The 16053-nt window shown below is 45.2% G+C and carries 16 protein-coding genes and 1 pseudogene; 16 read left to right on the top strand and 1 reads right to left on the bottom strand.

Annotated elements, in window-relative coordinates; all coding sequences use genetic code 11:
* Window positions 1–185: 185 nt before the first annotated feature.
* The 9 genes from ACFSUF_RS03070 (at window position 186) to ACFSUF_RS03030 (ending at window position 7263) form a co-directional block, all read left to right on the top strand.
* Window positions 186–743 (top strand): hypothetical protein, encoded by a 558-nt coding sequence (locus ACFSUF_RS03070; protein WP_377599980.1) that lies wholly within the window; start codon window positions 186–188, stop codon window positions 741–743.
* Window positions 724–2712 (top strand): hypothetical protein, encoded by a 1989-nt coding sequence (locus ACFSUF_RS03065; protein ID WP_377599977.1) that lies wholly within the window; start codon window positions 724–726, stop codon window positions 2710–2712. Before ACFSUF_RS03070 ends, ACFSUF_RS03065 begins: the two co-directional genes overlap by 20 nt.
* A gap of 65 nt (window positions 2713–2777) precedes the next feature.
* The gene (locus tag ACFSUF_RS03060) at window positions 2778–3131 is read left to right on the top strand and encodes a hypothetical protein (RefSeq protein ID WP_377599975.1); all 354 of its coding nucleotides are present in this window, start codon (window positions 2778–2780) and stop codon (window positions 3129–3131) included.
* Between the two features lie 40 nt (window positions 3132–3171).
* Complete coding sequence (locus ACFSUF_RS03055; RefSeq protein ID WP_377599973.1) at window positions 3172–3417, top strand: TIR domain-containing protein; 246 nt, start codon at window positions 3172–3174, stop codon at window positions 3415–3417.
* Between the two features lie 517 nt (window positions 3418–3934).
* A complete protein-coding gene (locus ACFSUF_RS03050) occupies window positions 3935–4117 on the top strand; it encodes a hypothetical protein (RefSeq protein WP_377599971.1) in 183 nt (60 codons plus the stop codon).
* 19 nt (window positions 4118–4136) lie between these two features.
* Window positions 4137–5261: a slipin family protein gene (locus ACFSUF_RS03045; RefSeq protein WP_377599969.1), complete on the top strand. Its 1125-nt coding sequence runs from the start codon at window positions 4137–4139 to the stop codon at window positions 5259–5261.
* A 163-nt stretch (window positions 5262–5424) separates the two neighbouring features.
* Entirely contained in the window at window positions 5425–6093 is a 669-nt protein-coding gene (locus ACFSUF_RS03040) for a hypothetical protein (RefSeq protein WP_377599967.1), read from the top strand.
* Window positions 6094–6275: 182 nt separating this feature from the next.
* A complete protein-coding gene (locus ACFSUF_RS03035) occupies window positions 6276–6809 on the top strand; it encodes a hypothetical protein (protein ID WP_377599965.1) in 534 nt (177 codons plus the stop codon).
* Entirely contained in the window at window positions 6700–7263 is a 564-nt protein-coding gene (locus ACFSUF_RS03030) for a slipin family protein (protein ID WP_377599963.1), read from the top strand. The genes ACFSUF_RS03035 and ACFSUF_RS03030 overlap by 110 nt, the downstream gene beginning before the upstream one ends.
* Here ACFSUF_RS03030 and ACFSUF_RS03025 read toward each other — a convergent pair.
* Window positions 7162–7380: pseudogene (locus ACFSUF_RS03025) on the bottom strand (ATP-binding cassette domain-containing protein); the annotation flags it as partial. The gene ACFSUF_RS03030 and the pseudogene ACFSUF_RS03025 overlap by 102 nt on opposite strands.
* A 190-nt stretch (window positions 7381–7570) precedes the next feature.
* Between ACFSUF_RS03025 and iolD the strand changes: the two are divergent.
* From iolD to ACFSUF_RS02990, 7 genes are all read left to right on the top strand, one after another.
* Complete coding sequence (iolD, locus tag ACFSUF_RS03020; protein ID WP_377599961.1) at window positions 7571–9436, top strand: 3D-(3,5/4)-trihydroxycyclohexane-1,2-dione acylhydrolase (decyclizing); 1866 nt, start codon at window positions 7571–7573, stop codon at window positions 9434–9436.
* An 18-nt stretch (window positions 9437–9454) separates the two neighbouring features.
* On the top strand, window positions 9455–10372 hold the full coding sequence (iolE, locus tag ACFSUF_RS03015; protein ID WP_377600239.1) for a myo-inosose-2 dehydratase: 918 nt from the start codon (window positions 9455–9457) through the stop codon (window positions 10370–10372).
* Between the two features lie 2 nt (window positions 10373–10374).
* A complete protein-coding gene (iolC, locus tag ACFSUF_RS03010; protein ID WP_377599959.1) occupies window positions 10375–11385 on the top strand; it encodes a 5-dehydro-2-deoxygluconokinase in 1011 nt (336 codons plus the stop codon).
* Between the two features lie 27 nt (window positions 11386–11412).
* Window positions 11413–12870, top strand: coding sequence for a CoA-acylating methylmalonate-semialdehyde dehydrogenase (locus tag ACFSUF_RS03005; RefSeq protein ID WP_377599957.1), 1458 nt, complete (start codon window positions 11413–11415; stop codon window positions 12868–12870).
* A gap of 42 nt (window positions 12871–12912) precedes the next feature.
* Window positions 12913–13938: an inositol 2-dehydrogenase gene (gene iolG, locus ACFSUF_RS03000; RefSeq protein ID WP_377599954.1), complete on the top strand. Its 1026-nt coding sequence runs from the start codon at window positions 12913–12915 to the stop codon at window positions 13936–13938.
* 16 nt (window positions 13939–13954) lie between these two features.
* A complete protein-coding gene (gene iolB, locus ACFSUF_RS02995; RefSeq protein WP_377599950.1) occupies window positions 13955–14770 on the top strand; it encodes a 5-deoxy-glucuronate isomerase in 816 nt (271 codons plus the stop codon).
* Between the two features lie 76 nt (window positions 14771–14846).
* On the top strand, window positions 14847–15851 hold the full coding sequence (locus ACFSUF_RS02990; protein ID WP_377599948.1) for a LacI family DNA-binding transcriptional regulator: 1005 nt from the start codon (window positions 14847–14849) through the stop codon (window positions 15849–15851).
* The last annotated feature ends 202 nt before the right edge of the window (window positions 15852–16053 follow it).

Raw genomic sequence — 16053 nt, 5'->3', positions numbered from 1 at the left:
ACCTGAAGCATGCAGGTGTTTTTGTAATGTAGAAATAAAAGGGTGTATCCAAAGTTACTTTCGTTTTATTCTCAATTACTTGAAGGTTTCCGATTTTTTATAAAGAAATATATTAACAACATGGTTGATTCTGGTATTTGGGGAAAACTCTTGATCTCTGATGATAAAGTTGAAAGGTGTTACGAATGAAAATCTACTCAATTTTTAAAATAGCCGCGACTTTGTTTTTTATTATTTTGGTAGGATATTTACTAACTCTATATTTTGAATCAGATGTTAAGAACTGGTTGAGGGGAATTTTAACAGTCAGTCAGAAGGACAGTAGCGCATTAATAAATACTATTTGGCAAGTTCACGCAGGGGTTACTACATTGAGTATCGCTATTTTAGCATTAATAATTGGATTTAATCAGCAGAAAAAGTATGGTGTTAAGGTCTTGGATTATCTACTAATACATAATAGAAAGTTTTATAAGTTTCACGACGAATTAATATTAGTTATTCTACTTATAATATTGCAGTATTTCTTTGTAGCTTATTTAGCGCTGGCTGCCGTAGTACTAATCTTTACTATTAGTGTGATAATAATTATTCACATGCTGCATTGTAGTCTTAAAATAATATTGTTTGAGGAAATGGTTTCATTCGAGATCAAGAAGTTCTTGTTAGAGAAATGCAAGGATAGCATAAAAATCGAAAATAAATCATTTGAGGATAATGCAAATGGAAAAAATACTAAATAATCTTTATACCCATACTTTATCTTGTATTGAAAAGAAAGATATGAACGAAGTAAAAGGAAATAATGAATTTTTCTTAGAGATTTTTGCTGAAATCTTAGGTGAAAGTAAGAAACCTACTGAATCAATCTTATTGAAGGCCTTAGTTAGTTATATTGATAGTATTGCAGAGAAATTAGTTGAAGCTGGCTATCAGGAGTATGCAGTTGAATTGGTAAGAAAGTTTTATAAAACCGAGGGGCAGTACTCTGTAACAAGTCTATATTTCGAAAAGTTATTGGATAGTCTTTTTTCTGTTCATTCCGAATTAAAAAGTTTCAATTCGGTTAAAGATATATCTTTTATTGGCTTGTTATTGGACTTATTTCTGAACACAGGTGAATATCAAGGACGTTACTATGATAATAACATTGTTTATTTATTTAGTAGGTACTATGTAGTGATATCAAAGAATAGACATCTGAGTGATGATGAGAAAGTTAATATTATCTCATATTTCATTAGTAGTTGCTTTCATTTAAGTCTTGTCGATGGTTTTGATCAAGATAAGGAAAAAATAAAGCTGCTTGAGAACATCTTAGCAAACATATTAAAAGCGACGGTCGATAGATTAGACATACTAATTTTTAGGGAAGTTATTAAACAGCTACCAGAGAGTAATTACTTACTTTCCGATAAAGTAGATCATAAAATAATTATTTTAAAGATAACTATTTATTTATATTACTTAATATATAAGGAATCTATACCAGCTGAAGAAAAATCCCACCTAAAAGAGTTCGGCGTACTAGTGAAAGATTATTGGCAATATACATATCTTTCACTTGCTCCTATGTGGACGCGCTATGTTGAAATCAAAAGTGAACTCTCAAGATGGGAAAGAATGAACAATGGGCAGGCCAAATGGTTGATGATGGATAGTGTCGTTAGGGAATTTTTCTTGTTCTTTAACTGCTGCAAGGGAATTTTTGATATAGACGATATTCCAGAAGATATTCTTAATGAAAGTGAGCTATTTTCATTTCTTAATAGTAATCTTAAAGGGTCCACTTTCACCGAACAACTAATTAGCGATTATATGAACTTTAAAGAATTTATTAGTTACAACCACGGTGATAATGTTACACCAATACTTGAGTTGAACCAACTAAGAGAACAGCTCTTACTTAGATATAAACAAATAAAATTTAAGGAGCTAAGCAATTACATTAATTCTACTGAAATTATTGATATTAATAAGATGATTATTTATAACAAAATAGAACAAATGATTAATGAGGATCCGTACCTTCAATTGACAGGTGGTAATTTGAATAATATAAATTACCAATATGAAACCAAAAATTACACTTTTAGGATTAACGTGCCAATACAATTTGTTGCCAAAAAGGAAGGGTCTGACTTCAAAAGTATTGCGAATAATTTTAAAAGGGCATTTGAGTCTTATCTTTTAAATTTCTTATTTCATAAGGGGATTTTAGTTGAAAATATTACATTTAAAGAAAATAATAAAATCATTAGAATGCTCGATATAATAAAGAATTTGACAAATGAAGGTGTAACCATAAATAGTTTAGTCTATGGGATTAAGCCTGATTCAGTATTTTTGTATCAAGAGGATGAAGTTAGTAAGGAAAAATTAGCAGCTTTAATAGAAACATTAAATTCAGCTGAGACAGAAAGGCATTTGTGGGTTGGTTTTGATAATAACCTTTTGCAAATTGAATCGGGCAAGTTATCTGTTGATATTGTGAATCTATCTGATGAAGTAATAGAGGATATACTTACTAAGTCCAAAAGAGAAGATGGCATGTACTATTTAAAAATAACCAATGAAATACATGCTCCTTTTTATAAAGAGGAAGCAAGGGGTTACTTATTGACTGAGAGGAAAACTATCGTTATTACCAAGAGCATAAACGTGTCGATACAGGGCTCTCCAGGATTCATCTTGGAAATTGGAAACAGTTAAATATCAAAAAAGGTTACAAGAGGGGATAGTGTTAAAAGTGGGACTTTATACCAACAGGAAGGTACTTGACGGAGCAGCGAATATCACACTCTGTATATCGGAATTTTTTATCAATTAAAAATTTCAGGAACGGTTTAATTCACAGTGATTTTAATGCTGAAAGGTTAAACATCCTAGAAAGTGGTGGAATTACTAGTGACCTAACATATTTAGGTGAGGATATGTGGGAGAAATTTATATACGTTCAAAAGAACATGTTAGCATATGTTAATGAATATGCTCTAAGAAAACTTGGAGTAAAAGAAGAGTTTATAAAACCTTTAATTTCAATGAGAACACCTCAGATGAAATTAGGAATTACGTTACTGTCCTTAATCACATTAGAAAAAAGAAGGAAGCGAATGATAAAGACTTATTAAAACAAGCTATTATACTAGGTACTAAAGTAGAACTTTCATTGTGAGTCTATTAGCTGAGGATGAAACAGCGGAAGGTAAAATAAGGGCACGTCAAAATGTAATTCATGAAGCAGGATTATTCCAAGGGAAACTGGGGTTCAAAAAAGCGATACTACTTAGACAAGAAGGTTTGGACGATTTCTCCAATGTTGATGGATTGCAGTATATTGGTTTTTCTGGTGACAACATTGAACAGACTTTTTATGAGCTTGGACGAGTTCTTAAAAGGGAAGGTATTATTAAATAATCATATAGTTGGTATATGGGGAAGTTGATTTCTATTCGACTTCTCCCTTTTTTATATAGCGATATTACGAGTTATTGTTATGTACCTTTCATCACGTCAGGAAACGTCACAGCTTCGTCGCTGTGACGTTTTTCTTGCCAGTCGGTAATATTTGGAGCCACTGCGACATCGCGAAACCCCCATTTTATCTCAGTGCAAAAAGTTCGCCATACTTCCACCCTGTTCCTTCCCCTCCAAATAAGCGATCATAATACTCGTAAGACATCTTACACCGGTTCTTTTCCACCAATCGTAACGAGGCGAGGATGTTCATTTATCCCGCAGTGCCGGGCTGGTAGGTCGCGGTATCCTGTACGGTTGGGTCGGGAAGAAGCCGCTTATTGGGGTTCGATTCCCCGATCGCCTGAAGAGCGATTCTGGTAGAACACTCGACTGCCAATCGAGCAATAAACATGTACAAAGACCATAGGGTAGGGTCCCGGGCGGCTGGTTTGAGCGCACTGCGGGGGGGGGGGCTTTGCGATCCGTGGATACCGATGGGGCGATAAGCGGGAGATTTTCCGGGATGGAAGCGGAAGAGGGATGGCTGTTAGTTGGGTCATTTTTCACTGATGGGGATGTCCTTGAAACTGCCTGGCGGCTCGCTCATCTGAAACGGATTCCGTCTGTCCGGCAGCGGGATTCTACAGCCGATGGTTGAACCATGAGTGGGAACAAGGATGTTGAAAAAAGTTACGATTCAAGCGGACCAGCGCGTTTTGCTTTTTGACAAGGGAAGTTATGTGAAGGTGTTGGGTCCGGGGACGTATCGCTATTTTTGGTGGTCGGAAGCTACGGTTGTGGTGATGAATATCGGGAAGCCGTTCGTTGTGGAGGGCAGGGATTTGCAGTTGTTTTTGCATGATCAGGAGCTTGTACAGGAGCTTGATGTGGTGCGGGTGGAGGATCATGAATATGTGTTGCACTATGAGGATGGGCAATTTGCGCAGCTGCTGAAGCCGGGTGTGTATGCGTTTTGGAATGTGCTGAGGAAGCATGCTTTTGTACATATGGATGTTCGAAAGCCGGAGGTGCCTGCGGAGGTGGATCGTTCGATACTCTCTAAGCTGGGGGCCGTTGTGCAGACGTATGATATCGCGAGTTATGAGACTGGGTTTTTGTATTATGATCATCTTTTGCAGAGGGAGCTTTCGCCTGGGAAGTACTACTTTTGGAAGGGGCCGGTCTCGGTGATGGTTAGAACGCTGGATGTCCGGCAGCAACAGATGGAGCTCCTCGGCCAGGAAATCATGACGGAAGATAAGGTTACGCTGCGGTTGAACTTTTTTGCCCAGTATCGGATTGCGGGTCCCGTGCGTGTGTTGGAGATGAGGGCTTTCGAGGAGCAACTGTATGTCCAGCTTCAGCTCACGGTGCGGGAGTATGTGGGGACGTTGAAGTTGGATGAGTTGTTGCGGCGGAAGGAGGAGGTGGCGTCGTTCATTCTGTCCAGGCTGCGTGAAAAAGGCGAAGAGTTCGGCGTGCAGTTCGTCGGTGCGGGGGTGAAGGATGTCATTTTGCCGGGGGAGATGAAGGAGATCTTGAACACGGTCCTGCTCGCGGAGAAAAAGGCCCAGGCGAACCTGATCACCCGTCGGGAAGAAACGGCGTCGACCCGGAGTTTGCTGAACACGGCGAAGCTGATGGATGAGAACCAGACGTTGTTCCGGTTAAAAGAGCTGGAGTTTCTGGAGAAGATCTGCGAGAAGATTGGGTCGATCTCGGTGACCGGGGGCGGGGATTTGTTGGAGCGGTTGGGTTCGTTAATTGGAGACAGGGGGAGTCAGAGGGAGCGGGAGAGTTAGGCGTTTTAACTGACCAAGAATGCTTTCACATTTTCTTAGTATAACCCGTGTGTTGTGTGTTTTTAGGGAATAGTTCTTAGGGACTGGTATTAGTAGTTTAAGTGAACTATTATTGATATAAAGACGGGCCCCCATGGTATGTGCCGAATTTAGGAGGAGACCGATGAAATTGTATGTAAGATTGGTAGTACTTTCTTTACTAAGCATTCTTATATATATTCCGGTGGTGACGTCCGATCATGGTATGCTTTCTGCGCTAATGGACGGATTTCAATTCTATTTTAGTATAGGGGCGTGTTTACTTCTCATCGTATTGACGATTCGTGACACGCGTAAGATTGGAAGAAGTATTCTCATTATTAGTTTGGGGGTATTCTTTATTCTGTCCCCGCGACTAATTGATGAGGCGAATCAATGGCGGATAGAATACAAGCGGATTCATCAGGACTTTACCTCCGAAACATTGAGGCAAAATAGTTACGACAATCCGGGAAGTTTTACGCCTCCTATGAAAAATGTAAAGATTGAGTTAAAAGAGGGGCATATCTATTTAGAAATGGAATTTGATTCGGAGCAGCCCGGAAGGAAAGTGAAGACGGAGTATGGCTCCGATGAACAATTTTCAAAAGATATGATAGATTTATTGGATTATTTAGTTCGTAGAAAAACTGAATATACACACTTAAAGCAAATGACCATGAAGGTCAAATATAAAAACAATATATATATTTTTGAGAATATTCCCTTAAAGGACGCGAAAGGCAGGCCCTTTGATCAGTCGTTTATCCCGCTATTAAAGGAAAAAATGAAAGTAATTCCTTCTGCTGAATAAGCTAAACAGACACCTTCTGAAATTGACTTCAGAGGTGTCTGTTTTGCATTTGCCCGAAATATATGATGGCTTGGTGAGTGTCCCGATAAAATAAAGTCGTATTAAAACTGCCTGGCGGCTAACTCAGCTGAAAAGGGATTCCGTCTGTCGGGCAGCGGGATTCTACAGCCGATGGTTGAACCATGAGGGGGAACAAGAATGTTGAAAAAAGTTACGATTCAAGCGGACCAGCGCGGTTTGCTTTTTACAAGGGAAGTTATGTAAAGGTGTTGGCTCCGGGGACGTATCGGTACTTTTGGTGGTCGGTAGCTACGGTTGTGGTGCTGCCTATCGGGAACCCGTTCGTTGTGGAGGGCAAGGATTTGCAGTTGTTTTTGCATGATCAGGAGCTTGTACGCGAGCTTGATGTTGTGCGGGTGGAGGATCATGAGTATGTTTTGCACTATGAGGATGGGCAATTTGCGGAGCTGCTGAAGCCGGGCGTGTATGCGTTTTGGAATGTGCTGAGGAAGCATGCTTTTGTACATATGGATGTGAGAAAGCCGGAGGTGCCTGCGGAGGTGGATCGTTCGATACTCTCTAAGCTGGGGGCCGTTGTGCAGACGTATGATATCGCGAGTTTTGAGACTGGGTTTTTGTATTATGATCACCTTGCAGCGGGAGCTTTCGCCTGGGAAGTACTATTTTTGGAAGGGGCCGGTTTCGGTGATGGTTAGAACGCTGGATGTCCGGCAACAACAGATGGAGCTCCTCGGCCAGGAGATCATGACGGAAGATAAGGTTACGCTGCGGTTGAACTTTTTTGCCCAGTATCGGATTGCGGGTCCCGTGCGTGTGTTGGAGATGAGGGCTTTCGAGGAGCAACTGTATGTCCAGCTTCAGCTCACGGTGCGGGAGTATGTGGGGACGTTGAAGTTGGATGAGTTGTTGCGGCGGAAGGAGGAGGTGGCGTCGTTCATTCTGTCCAGGCTGCGTGAAAAAGGCGAAGAGTTCGGCGTGCAGTTCGTCGGTGCGGGGGTGAAGGATGTCATTTTGCCGGGGGAGATGAAGGAGATCTTGAACACGGTCCTGCTCGCGGAGAAAAAGGCCCAGGCGAACCTCTTGCGCTCTAAGATCATTGTAGAGTGCATCGGACTGGGACATATAACCGATCCGGTTCTTCTTGGATAACAACGGCATATGTTGTCCAAGAACGGATACCGTGCCTTCGATAGTCGTATCAATCCCTGCAATCACTTTAATTAGCGTCGTCTTTCCTGAACCTGAGGGCCCTAATAATCCGAATATCTCAGATTTCCTAACTCATTTTTTAAATATTGTTGTTGAAAAAGAAGGCGTTTTCAAGTAAATTAAGGTTAAGCGCTTACCTTAAAAAAGCCTGCATATTTTGCTGTTTATTTTTATTATTGTTCATATTTACTCTTATTTTTTGAATATATTGAATTAAGCGCTTAACTTATTGGGGAAGGTGATGTCAGTGAACACGGTAAAGTTAACCATGGCACAAGCTTTGCTCCGTTTCTTGGATGCCCAGTATGTTTCGATGGACGGGGAAGAAACGAAGTTTGTAAAAGGGGTCATGGGCATTTTCGGGCATGGGAACGTGACGGGACTTGGTGAAGCATTAGAACGCAGCAGCAGTGACCTTGTATATATTCAAGGCAAGAATGAGCAGGGAATGGTACATGCCGCCACGGCATACGCCAAACAGAAGAATCGGCTGCAAATTTATGCATGCACATCCTCGATCGGACCTGGCGCGTTAAATATGATCACTGCAGCGGCGACCGCTACTGTGAATCGGATTCCTGTATTGCTCCTTCCCGGTGATAATTTTGCCTGCAGACAGCCGGATCCGGTGCTTCAACAGATAGAAATTCAAGCGGATTATACTATCTCTGCAACCGATCCCTTCAAGCAGGTGAGCAAATATTGGGACCGAATCGTGCGTCCGGAGCAATTGATGACAGCGGCCGTACAAGCGATCCGTGTGCTGACGGACCCGGCGGAGACCGGGGCGGTAACGTTAGCCTTACCGCAGGATGTTCAAGCGGAAACTTACGATTATCCGGTATCCTTCTTTCATAAGAAGGTCCACTATATTGAGCGGCGCCCTCCGGTTCAAGACGCGATTGAACGTGCTGCGGCGCTGATTGCGTCGAAGAAGAAGCCTCTGCTGATCGCGGGCGGCGGCGTGATTTATTCGAATGCCATGAAAGAGTTGATCGAATTTGCTTCCGCATTCCAAATTCCGGTCGCCGAAACGCAGGCCGGTAAAGGATCAATGCATTGGAACCATCCGCTGAGCAGCGGGGCGATCGGCGTAACAGGTTCACTGTCCGCGAATGTGCTGGCACGTGATGCGGATGTGGTGATTGGAATTGGGACGCGTTATTCGGACTTTACGACCTCATCCAAATCTGCATTCCAAAGTGAAGACGTACAGTTTGTAAATATCAACATTAACTCCTTTGACTCGGGCAAGATGAACGCCGTTGCCGTGACCGCCGATGCCAAAGAGGCGTTAAAGGCGCTGCAGCGCAGCCTGGAGCATCTGGATTATCGCAGCGGTTACAAGGAAGAAGTAATCGCGAATTTGAAACAAACATGGGATGCCGAAGTGGATCGGTTATACGCTGTTGAATTGAACGAAGGGTTATCACAAACGCGAGCACTCGGCGTCATCAATGAAACATTAAAGCCCTCCGATGTAGTCGTTTGCGCCGCCGGAAGCCTGCCGGGCGACCTGCATCGTCTATGGCGTACTGCGGAACCGAAAACATACCACATGGAATACGGTTTCTCCTGCATGGGTTATGAAATCAGTGGAGCGTTCGGTGCCGCGCTTGCAGAGCCTTCTCGTGACGTTTATGCGTTAGTCGGCGACGGCAGTTATCTTATGCTTCATTCTGAACTGGTCACGAGCTTGCAAGAAGGAACGAAAATCACGGTGCTGCTTTTTAATAATCATGGTTTTCAATGCATACATAACCTGCAAAGGGGCCACGGCAGCGACGGCTTCGGCAATGAATTCCGTTACCGTTCCGGGGATACCGGGCGGCTTACCGGAAGCTACATGCCGATTGACTTTGCGGCCAATGCGAGAAGTTTAGGCGCGAAGGCTTATACTGCGCAAACGGCTGAAGAACTTCGAGTATGCCTTGAACTGGCGAGGAAAGAAACCGTCACAACGCTGGTGGAAATTGTTGTTGAGCCGGGTACGAACACATCGGGTTATGAATCTTGGTGGCGGGTCGGTGTTCCGGCGGTATCCGTAAGTGATAAAGTCAATCAAGCTTATCAAGAAATGCAGACGCAAATTACGAAAGTAAAACCTATATAAGGGGATGTTTCGATGAGTCTGGAACAGTTCAAATTTCGTTTAGGCGTACATCCGATCAATTGGGTCGGGGAGGATGTCAAAGAGCATGGGGAGCATACGGCTTTCGAAACGATTGTGGATGAGATACAAGCTTTAGGATTGACAGGAACCGAGATGGGAAGAAAGTACCCGAACGATAGGGATGTGCTCAAAAAAGAGCTTGCTGCACGGAACATTCAACTTGTGTCTCAGTGGAAATCGGTATTGTTCTCGGATCGAAGCTGGCATGGGCAGGAATTGGAGGCTTATCGGAAGCATGTTCAATTTTTGAATGATATGGGCAGCAAAGTGATCAGTACAGCTGAAGTGGGCGGTTCCTTGCACTTCGATCCTCGCCGCACGCCCAATGAGAAAGAAGTTCTGCGTTTGGACGAAGATGGCTGGAGCGCGTTGGCCGACGGCTTAAATGCTGCAGGTCGAATTGCTCAGGAATACGACATGAAGCTGACCTACCATCATCATGGAGGAACCGTTGTAGAGCAGCCGGAAGAAATAGACCGCTTGATGGAGTTGACAGATCCGTCCTTGGTTTACTTGCTGTTCGATACAGGGCACGCGTATTACGGCGGGACCGATCCGCTTGCACTGCTCAGGAAGCATTATGATCGCATCGCATATATTCATCTCAAGGACGTCCGGCAGGATGTGTTGAATCTGGCACGGGCAGAAGCGTGGGATTTCGTAACCTGTATCAGAGGCGGAGTATTTACGCTGCCGGGTGACGGCTGCATCGATTTCGGGCCGATCATTTCCGAACTTGTCCAAAGAGGGTATGACGGTTGGGCATTACTTGAAGGCGAACAGGATCCAGGGAAGCATAATCCATTCTTGTATGCACAGAATGCCTTGAAATACATTGGTTCCTTACAATTTTCCGATCTGAGAAAGGGGCAGTAGCCATGTCGCTCGTGACTTTTCGTCAGGACAAAACGATGGATTTCGTCGCCGTTGGACGTCTGTGCATTGATCTGAACGCTAACGAAATTCATCGTCCAATGGAAGAAACGATGACTTTCACTAAATATGTGGGGGGTTCTCCCGCCAACATTTGTATCGGCATGTCCCGTTTGGGTCTCCAATGCGGATTTATCGGGAAAGTGTCCGATGACCAAATGGGACGATTCATCGTCCAGTATCTGGACAAAGAAGGCATCGACACGGGCAATGTGGTCATCGACTCTACAGGCGCTGTGACCGGATTAGCCTTTACGGAGATTAAGAGCCCTTCGGACTGCAGTATTTTGATGTACCGGGACAATGTCGCCGACTTGAAATTGACTGCACACGAAGTACAAGAGGAGCTAATCGCTAAGACGAAAATTGTCCTGATCTCCGGCACGGCTTTAGCGCAAAGCCCATCCAGAGAGGCTGTTATTCAAGCGGTTCACTATGCTAAAAAGCATGGAGCGGTTGTAGCATTTGATTTGGATTATAGGCCTTATTCGTGGGCGTCTGCAGAAGAAACAGCTATTTATTACAATTTGGCGGCTGAGAAGAGCGATATTATCATCGGAACCCGAGAAGAGTTTAATGCAATGGAAATGTTCGAAAATAACCCCGATCACAGCGACAAGGTGACTGCGTCAAAGTGGTTCGATTATTCTGCGCGAATCGTCATCATCAAGCATGGAAAAGAAGGGTCGATTGCCTATGGCAAAGACGGATCGAGCAACCGTGCCAAAAGCTTTCCTTCGAAAGTGTTGAAAACGTTCGGCGCAGGCGATTCTTACGCTTCAGCCTTTCTGTATGGGCTGCTTCAAGGCTGGACGGTGGAAAAAAGCATGGAGTTTGGCAGCGCTTCGGCAAGCATCGTGATTTCCAGACATAGCTGTTCGGATGCGATGCCTACGGCTGCGGAAGTTGCGGAATATATTGAACAATGCAACCAAAATGAGATCAAAGCCAACTAAGGTTTAGATACAAAGGGAGGAACTAGCATGACTAACCGTACCGAGTATAAATTAAGCAATTTTATTGGTGGACAATGGGTCGCTTCCGCTACAGACCGTTTCGAACCGGTGTACAATCCGGCGACGGAAGAGGTGCTTAGTTATGTGCCTTTGTCCACTAAAGAAGATGTAGATCGTGCAGTGCAAAGTGCCAAGGATGCATTCAAAACTTGGAGCACTACACCTGTTCCAAGGCGGGCCCGCGTATTGTTCAAATACCAGCAGCTGTTAGTGGATCACTGGGAAGAGCTTGCTAGGCTAATTACCGCAGAGAACGGAAAAAGCTATTCCGAAGCTTACGGGGAAGTGCAGCGGGGGATCGAATGCGTGGAATTTGCAGCCGGTGCGCCGACGCTAATGATGGGTAAACAACTGCCGGACATTGCCACCAATGTGGAATCCGGTATGTACCGGTATCCTGTAGGCGTAGTCGGCGGCATTACTCCGTTTAACTTTCCGATGATGGTGCCTTGTTGGATGTTCCCTCTAGCGATTGCGTGCGGGAATACATTTATTCTGAAACCATCGGAAAGAACGCCGCTGCTGGCCAACCGCCTTACCGGGTTGTTCAAGGAAGCCGGATTACCCGATGGTGTATTAAATCTCGTTCATGGCGCACATGACGTAGTAAACGGGTTGCTTACGCATCCAGGCATCCAGGCGATTTCCTTCGTTGGTTCCCAGCCGGTAGCGGAATATATTTATACGACGGCTTCCGCGAACGGAAAGAGAGTTCAAGCTTTGGCAGGCGCCAAAAACCATTCCATTGTTATGCCGGATGCAGATTTGGACGGGGCGGTTCAGCAAATTATTAATGCGGCTTTCGGCTCTGCCGGTGAGCGTTGTATGGCTTGTTCGGTAGTCGTGGCTGTCGGAGAGATCGGCGATAGTTTGGTTCAGAAGCTAGTAGATGCGGCAAATCAAATCACGATCGGTAACGGAATGGAACAGAATGTGTTCCTGGGGCCGGTGATCCGCGGTCCGCACAAGGAGAGAACGCTCGGTTACATTGAAAGCGGCGAGAAAGAAGGCGCGGTGCTGGTTCGCGACGGCCGTAAAGATGCAGCGGCTGGGCAACAAGGATACTTTGTAGGACCTACGATTTTTGATGAAGTCCAATCCGAGATGAAAATCTGGAAAGATGAGATTTTTGCGCCCGTATTATCCATTGTACGCGTCTCCTCCTTGGAGGAAGCGATCGAGCTGTCAAACCGTTCGGAGTTTGCTAACGGGGCCTGCCTATTCACGAAGGACGGCAGTAATGTGCGCCAATTCCGAGAGACGATAGATGCTGGGATGCTCGGCGTTAATTTAGGGGTTCCGGCACCTATGGCGTTCTTCCCGTTTTCCGGATGGAAAAAGTCCTTCTATGGCGATTTGCATGCGAACGGTAACGATGGCGTGGAATTTTATACCCGCAAGAAAATGGTTACAGCGCGCTGGTAACAAATAGATTTGCAAATACCGCAGGAATAAGGGGGAAATCGCGTGAAGGCAGGCGTGATCGGGGCCGGTAGAATCGGAAAAATTCATATCGATAATTTATTGAGGATGCCTCAGGTAGAGGTACATGCGGTAAGCGACTTATATGCAGACGAGGCATTGGAGCAGTGGGCGAATGAACGGGGGATTCCCGTCGTTACGCGCAACAGTTCGGATGTCATGAATGACACTGAGATAGATGTTGTTTTCATCTGCTCTTCCACAGATACGCATGTTCCGCTGATTCTGGAAGCGGCGAAAGCGGGAAAACATATTTTTTGCGAGAAACCGGTCAGCATGGATATAACCCAAACGATAAAAGCCATTGAGGCGGTGAAGGAAGCCGGCATTAAGCTGCAAATTGGTTTTAACCGCAGGTTCGACCATAATTTTAAATATGTCCGTGACACCGTTCAGGCGGGCAAGATCGGCGATCCGCATATCATTAAGATCACGTCCAGGGATCCGAATCCACCGCATGAGGATTACATCCAAGTTTCCGGCGGTATTTTTATGGATATGATGATTCACGACTTTGATATGGCGCGTTTCTTGGCCGGATGCAATATTGAGGAAGTATATGCCCAAGGTAATGTACTGATTGACCCGGTTTTTGCAGCCTATGGCGATATCGATACGGCTATTTCTACACTGCGCTTCGAGAACGGCGCTATCGGTGTGATCGACAACAGCCGTAAAGCCGTGTACGGCTACGATCAACGGGTCGAAGTTTTTGGTTCAGGCGGCAGTGTTACCGTAGCGAACGATTTCCCGAATACGGCGGAAATCAGCAATGCTGAAGGGATATACCGCGAAAAACCGCTTAATTTCTTCCTCGAACGTTATCAAGAAGCATATCTGGTAGAGACGAAGCAGTTTATCGAATGCATTGATAAAGGCCTTGACATCCCTGTAAGCGGAAGCGACGCACTCCAGGCAGAACTGGCCGCATTAGCCGCCAAATGGTCCTACACTCAGAAAAGGCCGGTCAAAATCAGCGAAGTGCTTGAACAATTATCCATTACAAAGTAAGAGAGGATGAATCGCCATGAGCGAACTGATCGTTCCTGCCAAACAACAGCCGGATGCGGACGGCAATGTGATCGAGGTTACTCCGGAGTCAGCGGGATGGCAGTATGTCGGCTTTCAAGTCTATCGTCTTGGGCCTGGTCAGACACTCTTTAGACAGACGGAGCAGCTTGAGGTGTGTCTTGTGCTGCTCAGCGGAAGAGGGAATGTATCTACTTCTAAATCACAATGGCTAAATATCGGTGAGCGAATGAATGTATTTGAGCAAAAACCGCCCTTTTCGATCTATGTGCCTAACAGCGATTTCTTTGAGTTTCAAGCGATCACCGAAGTGGAATTGGCCTTATGTTCTGCCCCGGGTCACGGGACGTACGAGGCGAGGCTCATTGCGCCGGAGCATGTCGGCATAGAAACACGCGGGTCAGGCAATACGGAGCGCCGAATTCATAATATTTTGCCGGAACAGGAGCAAGCGGACAGCCTTCTCGTAGTGGAAGTTTTTACACCGAATGGGCACTGGTCGAGCTATCCTCCTCATAAGCATGATCGGGACAGTCTGCCCGACGAGTCGCTGCTTGAGGAGACTTACTATTATCATGTTCAACCCGAACAAGGATTTGCCATCCAAAGAGTATACACGGATGACGAGTCTCTTGATGAGATTTTGGCGGTCAAAGACGGACAAACTGTGTTGGTGCCTAAAGGGTATCATCCGGTGTCCGCTCCGCCCGGTTATGACGTGTATTACCTTAACGTAATGGCAGGACCGACCCGGACTTGGAGGTTCTATAACGATCCGAACCATGAATGGCTTATGCCTAAGACAACGAACTGACTTCTCTTATTGCAACGGTCTCCAAGAACAAGCATAATAGAACAAATGCAAATTTCGAAGAGTTGAGGAATCAGGGATGAAAGCAACCATTTATGATGTGGCGAAGGAAGCGGGAGTTTCCATTGCGACGGTGTCGAAAGTGATTAACGGCAAGGGGAAAATCAGCGAGAAGAGGCGGAAGGAAGTACTTAAGATTATGGAACGGCTGCAGTATCAGCCAAGCATGATCGCCTCCGCATTAACCGGCAAGAAGACGTATTCTATCGGACTCCTGGTGCCGGACATTTCGAATCCCTTCTTCTCTGAGATTGCCCGTTCGGTGGAAGACCAAGGACATCAATTAGGGTATAGCTTAATTATTTGCAGTACAGACAATAAAGACGAACGAATCGAGAAGTATATTGCGCTTTTGAAACAAAAGAAAGTCGACGGCATTATCATCGGTACAGGTTCTGATCAGTTGGATGTGCTCAACTCGTTGTCCGGAACAATGCCGATCGCGGCGATCGGCAGGGAAGTGCCTGACGTGGATATGCACACCGTTGTTGTGGATGATTATGAAGGGGGTCGGATGGCCGCACGGCATCTGCTTGAATTAGGACACACACAATTTGCGGTATTGTCCGAAAGTCTGAAGCTGATCAGCTCACGTGAAAGGCTTCGCGGTTTTTCCCAAATGTTGATGGAAGCAGGCATCGAATGGTCCGAATCTATGTTGAAAATTTGCGATTATAGGGTCGAGGACGGCAAGCGGCAAGCGTTGGAATTGTTCAGGCAGGATTCGGTACCGACGGCATTGTTCTGCTGTAACGATATGTTAGCTGTCGGTGCCTATCAGGCGGCCAAACAAGAAGGGATTCGAATCCCTTCCGACCTGTCCGTCGTTAGCTTCGATAATACGATTCTGGCCACGGTAACCGATCCTCCGCTTACTTCGATTGCGCAGCCGATGGAACATATGGGCAAACTTTGCGTTGATTTGTTGGTCGACCAATTAAAAATCGGGAATGTAGCCGTGATGAAACAGAGAGTCGTACTCCGTCCTGAGCTTGTCGAGCGGCATTCGACGGCTCCTTTATAGTACACGCAGGCTTTGTTGCTGCTATTGGCCTATGTGTAGGCGCCGGATTTATGACGGGTGCGGTCTTGTGTACTTTCTTCGTGCTGATTAGCTTGTTCCTGCTAAATAAGTGGGAGAAACACCTGCTTAGACATCGAAGAGTTAACGAAGTGATGATTGAACCAGTTTCAAAGCGTACATACACGGAATAAATCGAACTATG

Source organism: Paenibacillus gansuensis (assembly GCF_042684925.1).
Taxonomy (GTDB): Bacteria; Bacillota; Bacilli; order Paenibacillales; family DY6; genus Paenibacillus_N; species Paenibacillus_N gansuensis.
Note: the sequence above shows the minus strand (reverse complement) of the source record. Positions and strands in the feature narration are given on the sequence as shown.

Excerpts from the sequence above, each read along its gene's own strand:
- ACFSUF_RS03070 (WP_377599980.1), top strand. The coding sequence starts at position 186 with ATGAAAATCTACTCAATTTTTAAAATAGCCGCGACTTTGTTTTTTATT.
- ACFSUF_RS03005 (WP_377599957.1), top strand. The coding sequence starts at position 11,413 with ATGACTAACCGTACCGAGTATAAATTAAGCAATTTTATTGGTGGACAA.
- ACFSUF_RS03035 (WP_377599965.1), top strand. The coding sequence starts at position 6,276 with ATGAGGGGGAACAAGAATGTTGAAAAAAGTTACGATTCAAGCGGACCA.
- ACFSUF_RS03045 (WP_377599969.1), top strand. The coding sequence starts at position 4,137 with ATGTTGAAAAAAGTTACGATTCAAGCGGACCAGCGCGTTTTGCTTTTT.
- ACFSUF_RS03030 (WP_377599963.1), top strand. The coding sequence starts at position 6,700 with ATGATATCGCGAGTTTTGAGACTGGGTTTTTGTATTATGATCACCTTG.
- iolC (WP_377599959.1), top strand. The coding sequence starts at position 10,375 with ATGTCGCTCGTGACTTTTCGTCAGGACAAAACGATGGATTTCGTCGCC.
- ACFSUF_RS03065 (WP_377599977.1), top strand. The coding sequence starts at position 724 with ATGGAAAAAATACTAAATAATCTTTATACCCATACTTTATCTTGTATT.
- ACFSUF_RS03040 (WP_377599967.1), top strand. The coding sequence starts at position 5,425 with ATGAAATTGTATGTAAGATTGGTAGTACTTTCTTTACTAAGCATTCTT.
- ACFSUF_RS02990 (WP_377599948.1), top strand. The coding sequence starts at position 14,847 with ATGAAAGCAACCATTTATGATGTGGCGAAGGAAGCGGGAGTTTCCATT.
- iolB (WP_377599950.1), top strand. The coding sequence starts at position 13,955 with ATGAGCGAACTGATCGTTCCTGCCAAACAACAGCCGGATGCGGACGGC.